The following is an 11,856-nucleotide window of genomic DNA, read 5'->3' as shown; positions in this document are numbered from 1 at the left end:
ACTGGCTAGTCTTCGGCGAGCGCACCATCGCCCATGACTATTTCCTGCAAGCCGAGATCGAGGCCTGGCGCGACGCCGGCCACATCGCCCGGCTGGACCTGGCCTTCTCCCGCGATCAGGCCGAGAAGGTCTATGTGCAGCATCGCCTGCTGGCCGCCGCCCGAGGCGGTGCGGTCCTGGGCGGCCGACGGCGCGGCGATCTATGTCTGCGGCTCGCTGCAGGGCATGGCCGGCGAGGTCCACGCGGCCCTGGCGACCATCCTCGACGCCGAGACCCTCGAGCGCCTGACGGACGAGGGCCGCTATCGCCGGGACGTCTATTAGGCCACTCCTCCGCCCCGTTACGGGCTAGGGCCGCGCGATCCGCGCCCATTCTTCCGGGGTATTGGCGCCGCGAAGCCGGGACCGGGCCGCTTCCGGGCCACGACAGCCGCGCCAGGCCCGCCCGCTCGACCAGTCGGACCAGGGGCCAGGACGCCGCCGCCTCGCGCGGCACGGCGGCGATGTCGAGCACCATCGGGACCGGCAGCCCCTCATAGGTCGCGCCCGGCGACCCGGCGGTCAGCAAGGGGGTCAGATCGGCCAGGGTCAGGGTCGGGGCGTCGACGGCCAGGACCAGGGCGCGATGCAGGCCGCGCTCGACCAGGGCCGCCAGCCCGCCTGCACCCCGCCGACCGGTCCAGCGTCCGGCGACGGATCGGGGACCCAGTCCAGGCCATGGTCGGCGCCGGCCGTCAGCACCGCCGCCGCGCCCGCCGCCCGCGCCAGATCGGCCACGACCTCGACCGCCCGGACGCCGTCCAGCCGCAGCAGGGCCTTGTCGCGGCCCATGCGCCGCGAGCCGCCGCCGCACAGGATCATCGCGCCAAAGGGAGCCATGGCCCTGCCTTACGCTCCCGCCGACCGGCCGCAAAGCCCGCCTCGCTTCCGTTTCGGACCCAAAGCGGTCTAGATTCGCCGCCGTCAGGGACCGAGTACATGACCGCACCCATCGAACGTCAGCGCCGTCGCACCACCCAGAGCGCGACGATCCGCGACGTCGCGGCCCTGGCCGGGGTGTCGCCGATGACCGTGTCGCGGGTGATCAACCGGGAGAGCACGGTGCGGGCCGAGACCCGGGCCCTGGTCGAAACCGCCATCCGCAACCTCAACTACGCGCCCAATCCCGCCGCCCGCAGCCTGGCCGGGTCGGCCCCGGCCCGGATCGGCCTGCTCTATGACAACCCCTCGACCGGCTATCTGTCGGAACTGCTGGTCGGGGCCCTGGACGAGAGCAGCCGCACCGGGGCCCAGCTGGTGATCGAGAAATGCTCGGCGTCGGAACTGGCCGGCGCCACCCTGACCCGCCTGCTGCGGACCGGGGTCGACGGTCTGATCCTGCCGCCGCCGCTGTGCGAGTCGCCGCAGGTTCTGGCCGAGGTCCGGGCCGCCGGCGCCGCCGCCGTGGCCATGGCCCCGGGCGGGGAGAGCCCCGACATGGCCACCATCCGCATCGACAATCAGGCCGCCGCCTATGAGCTGACCCGGCACCTTCTGGCCCTGGGACACCGGCGCTTCGGGGTGATCAAGGGCCACCCCAACCAGTCGGCCAGCCAGCAGCGGCTGGACGGCTGCCTCAAAGCCCTGGCCGAGGCCGGGATCGACCCCGCCGCCTGCCGGGTCGAGCAGGGCTTTTTCACCTATCGCTCAGGGCTTGAAGCGGCCGAACGCCTGTTGACGACCGGCCAGCGGCCCACCGCCATCGTGGCGGGCAATGACGACATGGCCGCCGCCGCCGCCGGCCTGGCCCACCGCCTGGGCCTGGACGTGCCGGGCGACGTCTCGATCGTCGGCTTCGACGACACCTCGATCGCCGCCAATATCTGGCCGGCCCTGACCACCATCCACCAGCCGATCGCCGCCATGGCCCGGGCCGCCGTCGACCTCGTGCTGGCGGAGATCCGCCGCAAGCGCGGCGGCGCGGGCGAGCCCCGGCAGATCGTGCATCCGCACACCCTGATCGTGCGGGAGTCCACCGGCCCGGCGCCGATCCCGACCTGATCCGACCCGGCCGCGCCGGACGCGGCCCGCGCGGAGGGCTTGCGTGGCGCAGCATGTTAGCGCTAACAATCACCCCTCAAGACACGAACGCGGGGCCGCCGAGACGGCCCGGACGTTCGAAGGGGAAGGCGACGCGGTTGGGCATTGTGGATTGGCTTCCGGACGACTGGCGTGACGCCGTCCTGCTGGGCCGCATGGACTTCGGCGCGGGCCCGACCCCGGTGCTGGTGCGCGGCGGCCGGGTCGAGGATGTCAGCGCCCTGGCCCCGACCACCGCCGACCTGCTCAACGCCTTCGCCGAAACCGCTCTCATCCCCCCCGGGGTCGACAAGGGCCCGCTGGAGGCCTTCGACCTTCGCGCGGTCTGGGAACCGTCGAACGAGGCCGACGTGCGGCTGCTGACCCCGGTCGATCTGCAGGTGCTGAAGGCCGCCGGGGTCACCTTCGCGGTTTCGACCCTGGAGCGGGTGATCGAGGAGCGGGCGCGCGGCGACGCCGCCGAGGCCCTGAAGATCCGCGCCCAGCTGGCCGAGCGCATGGGCGGCGACCTGCGCGGCGTCCAGCCGGGCTCGGAGGGCGCGGCGCGCCTGAAGGCGGCCCTGATCGCCGACGGCCTGTGGTCGCAATATCTGGAAGTGGCCATCGGCCCCGACGCCGAGATCTTCACCAAGGGCCCGATCCTGTCGGCGATGGGCTGGGGCGAGCAGGTCGGCGTGCGGGCCGACAGTCACTGGAACAATCCCGAGCCCGAGATCGTGCTGCTGTGCGACGGGGCCGGGACGATCCGTGGCGCCGCCCTGGCAATGACGTCAATCTGCGCGACTTCGAGGGCCGCTCGGCCCTGCTGCTCAGCAAGGCCAAGGACAACAACGCCTCCTGCGCCATCGGCCCGTTCGCGCGGCTGTTCGATCCGACCTTCGGCCTCGACGACGTCCGTTCGGCCGAGGTGTCGCTGCGGATCACCGGCCACGACGATTTCGTGCTGAACGGGGCCAGCAACATGGCCCTGATCAGCCGCGACCCGGTCGAGCTGGCCGGTCAGGCCCATGGCGCCCAGCACCAGTATCCGGACGGATTCGCCCTGTTCCTGGGCACCATGTTCGCCCCGATCCAGGACCGCGACACACCCGGCCAGGGCTTCACCCACAAGCCCGGCGACCGGGTTCGAGTGGCGACGCCCAGGCTTGGCGTGCTCGAGAACGAGGTCGTCACCTGCGACACCGCCGCGCCCTGGACCTTCGGGGTCGGGGCCCTGATCCGCAATCTCGCCGCCCGCGGCCTGCTCTAGTTGAAGAAACGTCCAGCCATGACCGACACCCTGCATCACTTCATCGGCGGCCAACGCGTCGCCGGCGACACGCCGAGCCAGAGCCTCAACCCGTCCAACATCCACGACATCGTCGCCCGGATGGCCGACGGCGGTCAGGCGCAGGTCGACGCCGCCGTCGCCGCGGCCCGCAAGGCCTTCCCGGCCTGGTCGGACGCCTCGCCCGAGGTGCGCTCGGACCTGCTGGACAAGGTCGGAACGATGATCATCGCCCGCGGCGCCGAGATCGGCCGCCTGCTGGCCCGCGAGGAGGGCAAGACCCTGGCCGAGGGGATCGGCGAGACCGTCCGGGCCGGCCGCATCTTCAAGTATTTCGCCGGCGAGGCCCTGCGCCGCCACGGCCAGAACCTGGACAGCACCCGCCCCGGCGTCGAGATCCAGACCTATCGCCAGGCCGTGGGCGTCTTCGCCCTGGTCACGCCCTGGAACTTTCCGATCGCCATCCCGGCCTGGAAGGCCGCCCCGGCCCTGGCCTTCGGCAACACCGTGGTCATCAAGCCCGCCGGCCTGACCCCGGCCACCGCCTCGGCCCTGGCCGACATCTTCGCCGCCTGCGACGCCCCGCCCGGAGTGTTCAACATGCTGTTCGGGCGTGGGGCGATGGGCGACGCCCTGGTCAAGCACCCGGACGTCGACGGCGTGTCGTTCACCGGCTCGCAGGCCGTGGGCGCCCAGGTCGGGGTCGCCGCCATGGCGCGCCAGGCCCGGGTTCAGCTGGAGATGGGCGGCAAGAACCCGCTGATCATCCTCGACGACGCCGACCTGGAACGGGCCGTGGCCATCGCCCTGGACGGCTCCTATTTCGCCACCGGCCAGCGCTGCACCGCCTCCTCGCGGCTGATCATCCAGGACGGCGTCCATGACCGCTTCGTGGCCCTGCTGGCGGAAAAGGTCGCCGCGCTGCGGGTCGGCAACGCCCTTGACCCCGACACCCAGATCGGGCCGGCGGTCAGCGAGGACCAGATGGAGACCAGCTACCGCTATATCGACATCGCCACCGGCGAGGGCGGCCGCCTGGTCACCGGCGGCCAGAGGCTGACGCTCCCGACCCCGGGCTGGTACGTGCAGCCGACCCTGATCACCGACACCGACCCGTCGATGCGGATCAATACCGGGGAGGTGTTCGGCCCCGTGGCCTCGACCCTCCGGGTCAAGTCCTATGAGGAGGCCCTCGAGGTCGCCAACAATACCGAGTTCGGGCTCTCGGCCGGCATCGCCACCACCAGCCTGAAACATGCCCGCCACTTCCAGCGCCACGCCCGGGCCGGCATGACCATGGTCAACCTGGCCACCGCCGGGGTCGACTATCACGTGCCGTTCGGCGGCTCGAAGGGCTCCAGCTACGGGGCCCGCGAGCAGGGCTTCGCGGCGGTCGAGTTCTTCACCCAGACCAAAACCTCGTATTCGTGGTCGTAAGCCGCATGTCCTCAGCCCTCTATCCCAGCCTGAAGGGCAAGCGGGTCGTCATCACCGGCGGCGGCAGCGGCATCGGCGCGGGCCTGACCGCCGGCTTCGTGCGCCAGGGCGCCGAAGTGATCTTTCTCGACATAGCCGAGGCCGCCTCCCTGGCCCTGGTGGACCGGCTGACGCCCGACGCCGCCATCGCGCCGGTCTACAGGTCCTGCGACCTGATGGATCTCGACGCCCTGACGGCGGCCTTCGCCCAGATCGGCGACATCGACATCCTGGTCAACAACGCCGGCAATGACGACCGCCACGGCCTGGCCGAGATCACCCCGGCCTATTGGGACAACCGCATCGGCGTGAACCTGCGCCACATGCTGTTCGCGGCCCAGGCCGCCGCCCCCGGCATGAAGCGGCGGGGCGGCGGGGCGATCATCAATTTCGGCTCGATCAGCTGGCATCTGGGCCTGCCCGACCTAGTGCTCTACGAGACCGCCAAGGCCGGCGTCGAGGGCATGACCCGGGCCCTGGCGCGCGAGCTGGGCCCCGACGACATCCGCGTCACCTGCGTCGTGCCCGGCAACGTCAAGACCAAGCGCCAGGAGCAGTGGTACACGCCCGAAGGGGAAGCGCAGATCGTCAAGGCCCAGTGCCTGAAGGGCCGGATCCTGCCCGACCACGTGGCCGCCCTGGTGCTGTTCCTGGCCTCGGACGACGCGGCCCTGTGCACGGGTCATGAGTACTGGATCGACGCCGGTTGGCGATAGGGCGCGAAAACCCCCTCAGTCGCTTCACGACAGCTCCCCCAGAGGGGGAGCATCTGGCGGGCGCGGCGAAGATCCTCCCCCTCTGGGGAGGTGGCCCGGAGGGCCGGAGGGGGTATACGGCGATGGCTACTGAAGGAACGCACCCATGCCCGAACCGACCTGCGTCTGGGATCTGCAAGCCACCCTCGGCGAGGGGCCGATCTGGCATGGCGAGGCGGTGTGGTTCGTCGACATCAAGGGCCACAGCGTCCACCGCTTCGACCCGGCGACGGGCGATCGCAGGAGCTTCACCGCCCCGATCAGGTCTCCTTCGTCGCGCCCGTGGCCGGCGGCGGCTTCCTGGCGGGCTGAAGAGCGGCCTGCATCGGTTCGACGCCGACACCGGCGCCTTCGACCTGATCGGCGAGATCGAGCCGCCCGAGCTGGACAACCGTCCCAACGACTCCACCGTCGACGCGCAGGGCCGGCTGTGGTTCGGCACCATGCATGACGGCGAGGCGGTCGACAGCGGCGCGCTCTACCGGCTGACCGTCGACGGCGAGACGGTGAAACAGGACGACGGCGTCTGCATCACCAATGGCCCGGCCATAAGCCCGGACGGCGGAACCTTTTACCACACCGACACGCTGGCCAAGACCATCTGGGCCTATGATGTCGATCCCCACGGCGACCTGACCAATAAGCGCGTCTTCGCCCAGGTCGAGATCGACAAGGCCTGGCCCGACGGCTCGGTGGTCGACAGCGAGGGCTATGTCTGGACCGCCCTGTGGGGCGGCGCCGGCGTGCTGCGCTTCTCGCCCGAAGGCCAGATCGTCGACCGCATCGCCCTGCCCGCGCCCCATGTCACCAAGCCCTGTTTCGGCGGCCCCAATCTGAAGACCCTCTATCTCACCACCGCCCGCAAAGGATGAGCCCGGCCGAACTGGACGCCTGTCCGCTCTCAGGCGGCCTGTTCGCCGTCGATGTGGCCGTGGCCGGCCAGCCCCAGTACGAGGTGCGCCTTGAGCTCCCCTGAACGCCCCCCCGCCGGTTCCGCTCGCGCGACTGGTTCGACAATCCCGACCATATCGACATGACCGCCCTCTATCTGGAGCGGTTCATGAACTACGGGATCACGCCCGAAGAGCTGCGTAGCGGCAAGCCGATCATCGGCATCGCCCAGACCGGCAGCGACCTGTCGCCGTGCAACCGCATCCACCTGGACCTGGTCAGCCGCATCCGTGACGGCGTCCGCGACGCCGGCGGCATCCCAATGGAGTTCCCGGTCCACCCGATCTTCGAGAACTGCCGTCGTCCGACCGCAGCCCTGGACCGCAACCTGGCCTATCTGGGCCTGGTCGAGATCCTGCACGGCTATCCGATCGACGCGGTGGTCCTGACCACCGGCTGCGACAAGACCACCCCGGCCGGGATCATGGCCGCCACCACGGTCAACATCCCGGCCATCGTGCTGTCGGGCGGACCGATGCTGGACGGCTGGCATGACGGCGAGCTGGTCGGTTCCGGCACGGTGATCTGGCGCTCGCGCCGCAAGCTGGCGGCCGGCGAGATCGACGAGGCCGAGTTCCTGGCCCGCGCCGCCGACAGCGCCCCCTCGGCCGGCCACTGCAACACCATGGGCACCGCCTCGACCATGAACGCCGTGGCCGAGGCGCTGGGCCTGTCCCTGACCGGCTGCGCGGCCATTCCGGCCCCCTATCGCGAGCGCGGCCAGATGGCCTATCGCACCGGCCAGCGGATCGTCGACCTGGCCTATGACGACGTCAAACCCAAGGACATCCTGACCAAGCAGGCCTTCGAGAACGCCATCGCCCTGGTGGCGGCGGCCGGCGGCTCGACCAACGCCCAGCCGCACATCGTCGCCATGGCCCGCCACGCCGGGATCGAGATCACCCCCGACGACTGGCGGGCGGCCTATGACATTCCGCTGATCGTCAACATGCAGCCGGCCGGACAGTATCTGGGCGAGCGCTTCCACCGGGCCGGCGGCGCGCCGGCGGTGCTGTGGGAGTTGCTGGCGAACGGCCGCCTGCACGGCGACTGCATGACCGTCACCGGCCAGACCCTGGCCCAGAACCTCGAGGGCCGCGAGACCAAGGACCGCGAGGTGATCTTCCCCTATGCCCAGCCGCTGGGCGAACGGGCCGGGTTCCTGGTGCTGAAGGGCAACCTGTTCGACTTCGCGATCATGAAGACCAGCGTCATCAGCCCGGCCTTCCGGGCCCGCTACCTGTCAGAGCCGGGCCGCGAGGGGATCTTCGAGGCCCGGGCGGTGGTGTTCGACGGCTCCGACGACTATCACGCCCGCATCAACGACCCGGCCCTGGCCATCGACGAGAACACCATGCTGGTGATCCGCGGGGCGGGCCCGATCGGCTGGCCCGGCTCGGCAGAGGTGGTCAATATGCAGCCGCCCGATCACCTGCTGAAGAAGGGGATCATGAGCCTGCCGACCCTGGGCGACGGGCGCCAGTCGGGCACCGCCGACAGCCCCTCGATCCTCAACGCCTCGCCCGAGAGCGCGGTGGGCGGCGGGCTGTCCTGGCTGCGCACCGGCGACCTGATCCGCGTCGACCTCAACACCGGCCGCTGCGACGCCCTGGTGGACGAAGCGACCATCGCCGAACGCCGCAAGGACGGCTTGCCGCCGATTCCCGAGTCCATGACCCCCTGGCAGGAGATCTACCGCGCCCAGACCGGCCAGCTGGACGCCGGGGCGGTGCTGGAGTTCGCGGTCAAGTACCAGGACCTGGCGGCCAAGCTGCCGCGCCACAATCACTGAGGCGCCGAGCGCCAGGCCCGGCCGGTCTCAGACCAGCCGGGCCTGCAGCCACAGGATGGCCGGATAGACCGCCAGCCAGGTCCAGAAGAAGCGGTTGAGGCCAAACAGGCAGGCATTGGCCAGGTGGAAGCTCGCCGCGACCGCCAGAGCCACGACAAGGCTGACGCGTGAAACCATGGCCAGGGGAAAGGCCAGCTCGAACAGCATCACCGCCCAGGACATCGCCCGCAGCAGCCGCGGGCGCTCGGCCAGGCGGCGCAGGTTCTCGGCGACCGGATAGGCCGAAAACTGGAAGACGTCGCGCAGGGCCCGGCCGCTGCGCCAGTCCGGATTGACGATCTTGACCCCGCCGGAGATCACGTAGGACAGCACCAGCTGGGCGGCCAGATAGCCGAAGACCAGCTCGCGCAGGGCCAGGCTGGGCATCAGCCGCGACAGGGTCAGGCACCACAGGGCCAGCAGGCCCATGCGGTCGCTGCCGCCATTATAGGGCCCCTGGAAGCGCTGCAGGATCAGCAGCGACAGCCCGGCCAGGGCGACCAGCGGCCAGGGCGAGGCCAGCCCGGCGATCACCAGACCGCACAGGCCGATCCGGGTCAGGAACAGGATCTGCTCGTCGCGGCCGCCGCGCAGGTGCTCCAGGCTCTGCTGGATCAGGGCCAGGGCCAGAAGGATCTCGCTCAGGCGGGCGGCGGTCTCCAGGCTCATCGGAGGTCGGCCCGAAGGCGCGGCGCGGCGCGGAACAGCTCGGTCTCGACCAACGCCTCGCCCTCGCGGCTCAGGAACACCAGCCGAAAGCTCAGCCAGGGCTTGCCGGCCTCGGGGTCTGGCCCGCGGGCCAGGTCGGCGGCCAGGCGGCGGAAGATCTCATCCTCGCTGTGGGCGGTCGGATGGTTGATCAGCCGCTCGGCGCAGCTGACCAGGAACAGGGTCTCGTTCCAGCGCGGATTCCACACCAGCCGGCGCAGCATCTCCAGGGGCGCGACCCGCGGCGGCAAGGGCCGAAAGGCCCGCCACGGACCGGCGGCGGCGGCGGCCGAGGTCCCCAGGGCGTATTCGAGGCGCGGCGAAGGCGCGATCACGTCGAAGAAGTTCCACGACGGAATCAGCGCCGGGGCCAACAGGGCGAGGGGCTTGAACATCAGGCCCCACCCTAGGTCGCCGAAGCGCGCCCTGGGAAGCGGCGACTCGGCCACGCCAGGAAGGAGGCCAAATTCCTCAGAGGTCCGGCGAGGGCCTGGGAGTCCTTATGCCGCAGCCGAATTCCCGTCCGACCATTTTGAAGGCCTTGACGCTCGGGTTCGCGTGCGTCTGATCTAATCTGAGAGATTTCAGTCATGAGGCACAGATGAGCGCGGCGCGCCCGGTCACTGACACCGCGAGCGCGAAGGGCATAGTCGCCCTGTCTGTTGCCTTGGTCTGTCTGGTCGCTCTGGGCGGGCTCGGCTCGCTTGTCTACGCTTGGCGATCCCTGAACTATTATGAGGCCGTGCAAGAAACGGCTCTGGCGCAGCGGACCTTGAACACCGCTCTCCAGCGAATGGCGGCCGAAACGGCCTCGGCCACAAGCTGGAACGAAGCCTATGCCCATGTCCGTGGGCCAATAGATCTCGATTGGGTCGATCAACACCTGGGTGTCTACTACAGTTCATCCTTCGAACATGACTTCACTCTCGTCTTCGACAGCGCCGGTACGCCCATCTACGGGTCGCTCCACGGACGGGTCGCGCCGCCGCCGAGCTATCAGTCGATCGCCGCGGCGGCTGCGCCCTTGGTGCGCGACGCCCAGAGAAAAGAGTTCCGGCGCCGCACGGGTGTCGAGCCGCCAGGCCCGCCGGCGTCCGGGAATGTCGTGTGGCTGTCAGCCTTTGTGCGGGATGGCGGGAAGATCCATCTGATTGGCGTATCGACCGTCGCGCCCAACAGCGGCAATGCGGCTGGGCCAGCCCCCGCCGTAGCGGTCGCGACGGGCGTGACGCTTGATGCGCGATACCTGACGGCCCTGGGAGACGGGGTGAACCTGAGCCGGCTTCAGCTCTCGGCCGCGCCGGGCGAAACCCTCGGATCCGTCAACTTGATCGGTCCGGAGGGGCGTTCCGTCGGATCGCTTCTTTGGCGGGTGCGGCGGCCTGGCGCCGAGATCCTCAAGGGCGGCGCCGGCGTGTTCGCCTTCGTGGCGCTGCTCCTCGGGGCCGTCATCTTCGCCCTTGGACGTCGTATCAGGACCCTTTTCCAGCGGCTTCGCCAGAATGACGCCGCCTTGCGCTCGACCATGAATGAACTGATCGCCGCGCGCGACAAGGCCCAGGCCAGCAGCGTCGCAAAGTCCCGATTCATCGCCAATATCAGCCACGAAGTCCGCACCCCCCTGAACGGCGTTCTGGGCATGGCCCAGGCCCTGTCGCGAGACAATCTCGCCGCCCCCAGGCTGAGCGGGTGAAGACCATTCTTCGCTCCGGGGAGGGCCTGCTGGCGGTCCTCAATGACGTGCTGGACATCTCCAAGATCGAAGCCGGCCACATGGAGGTTTCGCAGATCGCCTTCGATCTCGCGGACCTGATCAAGGGCGCCTGTCGATCCTATGCCGATGTGGCCGCCGCAAAAGGCCTGACCCTGTCGACCCACCTGCATCCATCAGCCAATGGCCGCTGGATGGGCGACCCGGCGCGGATCCGTCAGATCCTCCTCAACCTCATCTCCAACGCCATCAAGTTCTCCGAACGCGGCGGCGTTCGGGTGATGGCCGAGCGTCAGGACGACATGATGGTCATCGCCGTCGAGGACGACGGCATCGGCGTGCCCGCCGACAAGCGCGATCGGCTGTTCGAAAAGTTTTCGCAGGTCGACGAGTCGTCGACGCGCCGCCAGGGCGGCACCGGCCTGGGACTGGCGATTTCGCGGGAACTGGCCCTGTTGATGGGGGGCGACATCGAGGCCGTCAGCACCGAGACTGTGGGATCAAGGTTCTCGCTGCGCCTGCCGCTGCAAGGCGCGCTGGACGACCAAGGCCCCGCCCTGCCAGAGACCATCGCCATGATCGCTCGACGGCCGGATCTGAGAATCCTCGCGGCCGAGGACAATGAGACCAATCGGCTTGTCCTCAAGGCCCTGCTTGAGCCCCTGGGGAGTGAGCTGGATTTCGTCACCGATGGCGCCGAGGCCGTCGAACGCTTTGGCGCGGGCGCCTATGACGTGATCCTGATGGACATACAGATGCCGGTCATGAACGGTATCGATGCGACGCGCCTGATCCGCCTGAAGGAGGCTCGGGAAGGCCGGCCTCGCACGCCCATCCTGGCCCTCACCGCCAATACGCTTGACCATCATCTCGAAGAATATGCCCAAGCCGGTATGGATGGCGTGATCGCCAGCCCGTGCAGGTCGCCTCGCTCTACGCAGCCGTACTCGCCTCACTGGACGATCGCGTCACGGTTCCAGGTCGGGCCTAGGCTATCGTCCAAGCGGTGCGAAACGGTCAGGTGGCCAGGGCCCGCAGCAACACCGCCACCTGGACCAGGGCGGCGACGAGCGCCAGG

11 protein-coding genes and 2 pseudogenes are annotated in these 11,856 nt (G+C 69.7%); 9 read left to right on the top strand and 4 right to left on the bottom strand.

What is annotated here, in order from left to right:
* Window positions 1-5 precede the first annotated feature (5 nt).
* Window positions 6-143, bottom strand: coding sequence for a hypothetical protein (locus tag CSW58_RS16135; RefSeq protein WP_369825100.1), 138 nt, complete (start codon window positions 141-143; stop codon window positions 6-8).
* On the opposite strand from CSW58_RS16135, the gene CSW58_RS16130 reads away from it, so the two are divergent.
* Window positions 133-324: a hypothetical protein gene (locus tag CSW58_RS16130; RefSeq protein ID WP_369825099.1), complete on the top strand. Its 192-nt coding sequence runs from the start codon at window positions 133-135 to the stop codon at window positions 322-324. The two genes, CSW58_RS16135 and CSW58_RS16130, sit on opposite strands and share 11 nt — an antisense overlap.
* Window positions 325-588: 264 nt before the next feature.
* On the opposite strand, the gene CSW58_RS15015 is transcribed toward CSW58_RS16130, so the two are convergent.
* Window positions 589-879 carry a nucleotidyltransferase family protein gene (locus tag CSW58_RS15015; RefSeq protein ID WP_236627690.1) on the bottom strand — a complete coding sequence of 97 codons (291 nt, stop codon included), beginning with the start codon at window positions 877-879 and terminating at the stop codon, window positions 589-591.
* Between the two features lie 99 nt (window positions 880-978).
* Here CSW58_RS15015 and CSW58_RS06630 point away from each other — a divergent pair, with 99 nt between their 5' ends.
* From CSW58_RS06630 to xylD, 6 genes and pseudogenes are all read left to right on the top strand, one after another.
* Complete coding sequence (locus tag CSW58_RS06630; RefSeq protein WP_099446756.1) at window positions 979-2,040, top strand: LacI family DNA-binding transcriptional regulator; 1,062 nt, start codon at window positions 979-981, stop codon at window positions 2,038-2,040.
* Window positions 2,041-2,234: 194 nt separating this feature from the next.
* Window positions 2,235-3,328: pseudogene (locus tag CSW58_RS06625) on the top strand (fumarylacetoacetate hydrolase family protein).
* A gap of 18 nt (window positions 3,329-3,346) precedes the next feature.
* Complete coding sequence (locus tag CSW58_RS06620; RefSeq protein ID WP_099446758.1) at window positions 3,347-4,783, top strand: aldehyde dehydrogenase family protein; 1,437 nt, start codon at window positions 3,347-3,349, stop codon at window positions 4,781-4,783.
* A gap of 5 nt (window positions 4,784-4,788) precedes the next feature.
* The gene (xylB, locus tag CSW58_RS06615; RefSeq protein ID WP_099446755.1) at window positions 4,789-5,538 is read left to right on the top strand and encodes a D-xylose 1-dehydrogenase; all 750 of its coding nucleotides are present in this window, start codon (window positions 4,789-4,791) and stop codon (window positions 5,536-5,538) included.
* A gap of 145 nt (window positions 5,539-5,683) precedes the next feature.
* Window positions 5,684-6,449: pseudogene (locus CSW58_RS06610) on the top strand (SMP-30/gluconolactonase/LRE family protein).
* A gap of 155 nt (window positions 6,450-6,604) precedes the next feature.
* A complete protein-coding gene (gene xylD / locus CSW58_RS06605; protein ID WP_099446754.1) occupies window positions 6,605-8,320 on the top strand; it encodes a xylonate dehydratase XylD in 1,716 nt (571 codons plus the stop codon).
* A 27-nt stretch (window positions 8,321-8,347) separates the two neighbouring features.
* On the opposite strand, the gene CSW58_RS06600 is transcribed toward xylD, so the two are convergent.
* Together CSW58_RS06600 and CSW58_RS06595 are read right to left on the bottom strand one after the other, a co-directional pair.
* Window positions 8,348-9,028 carry an HTTM domain-containing protein gene (locus CSW58_RS06600; RefSeq protein WP_099446753.1) on the bottom strand — a complete coding sequence of 227 codons (681 nt, stop codon included), beginning with the start codon at window positions 9,026-9,028 and terminating at the stop codon, window positions 8,348-8,350.
* Window positions 9,025-9,462, bottom strand: coding sequence for a hypothetical protein (locus tag CSW58_RS06595; RefSeq protein WP_099446757.1), 438 nt, complete (start codon window positions 9,460-9,462; stop codon window positions 9,025-9,027). The genes CSW58_RS06600 and CSW58_RS06595 overlap by 4 nt, the downstream gene beginning before the upstream one ends.
* A gap of 347 nt (window positions 9,463-9,809) precedes the next feature.
* Here CSW58_RS06595 and CSW58_RS06590 point away from each other — a divergent pair, with 347 nt between their 5' ends.
* Both CSW58_RS06590 and CSW58_RS06585 read left to right on the top strand, forming a co-directional pair.
* A complete protein-coding gene (locus CSW58_RS06590) occupies window positions 9,810-10,760 on the top strand; it encodes a CHASE4 domain-containing protein (protein WP_161494580.1) in 951 nt (316 codons plus the stop codon).
* On the top strand, window positions 10,757-11,856 hold a 1,100-nt coding region (locus tag CSW58_RS06585; RefSeq protein WP_143755108.1), incomplete at its 3' end, for an ATP-binding protein. The genes CSW58_RS06590 and CSW58_RS06585, both read left to right, overlap by 4 nt.

The sequence above is a fragment of the Caulobacter sp. B11 genome, from assembly GCF_002737765.1.
Classification (GTDB): Bacteria; Pseudomonadota; Alphaproteobacteria; order Caulobacterales; family Caulobacteraceae; genus Caulobacter.
Note: the sequence above shows the minus strand (reverse complement) of the source record. Positions and strands in the feature narration are given on the sequence as shown.

What these genes read in the sequence shown, in the direction of transcription:
- CSW58_RS06600 (WP_099446753.1), bottom strand. Translation starts at nt 9,028, where the DNA reads ATGAGCCTGGAGACCGCCGCCCGCCTGAGCGAGATCCTTCTGGCCCTG.
- CSW58_RS16130 (WP_369825099.1), top strand. Translation starts at nt 133, where the DNA reads ATGTGCAGCATCGCCTGCTGGCCGCCGCCCGAGGCGGTGCGGTCCTGG.
- CSW58_RS06620 (WP_099446758.1), top strand. Translation starts at nt 3,347, where the DNA reads ATGACCGACACCCTGCATCACTTCATCGGCGGCCAACGCGTCGCCGGC.
- xylB (WP_099446755.1), top strand. Translation starts at nt 4,789, where the DNA reads ATGTCCTCAGCCCTCTATCCCAGCCTGAAGGGCAAGCGGGTCGTCATC.
- CSW58_RS15015 (WP_236627690.1), bottom strand. Translation starts at nt 879, where the DNA reads ATGGCTCCCTTTGGCGCGATGATCCTGTGCGGCGGCGGCTCGCGGCGC.
- CSW58_RS16135 (WP_369825100.1), bottom strand. Translation starts at nt 143, where the DNA reads ATGCTGCACATAGACCTTCTCGGCCTGATCGCGGGAGAAGGCCAGGTC.
- CSW58_RS06595 (WP_099446757.1), bottom strand. Translation starts at nt 9,462, where the DNA reads ATGTTCAAGCCCCTCGCCCTGTTGGCCCCGGCGCTGATTCCGTCGTGG.
- CSW58_RS06630 (WP_099446756.1), top strand. Translation starts at nt 979, where the DNA reads ATGACCGCACCCATCGAACGTCAGCGCCGTCGCACCACCCAGAGCGCG.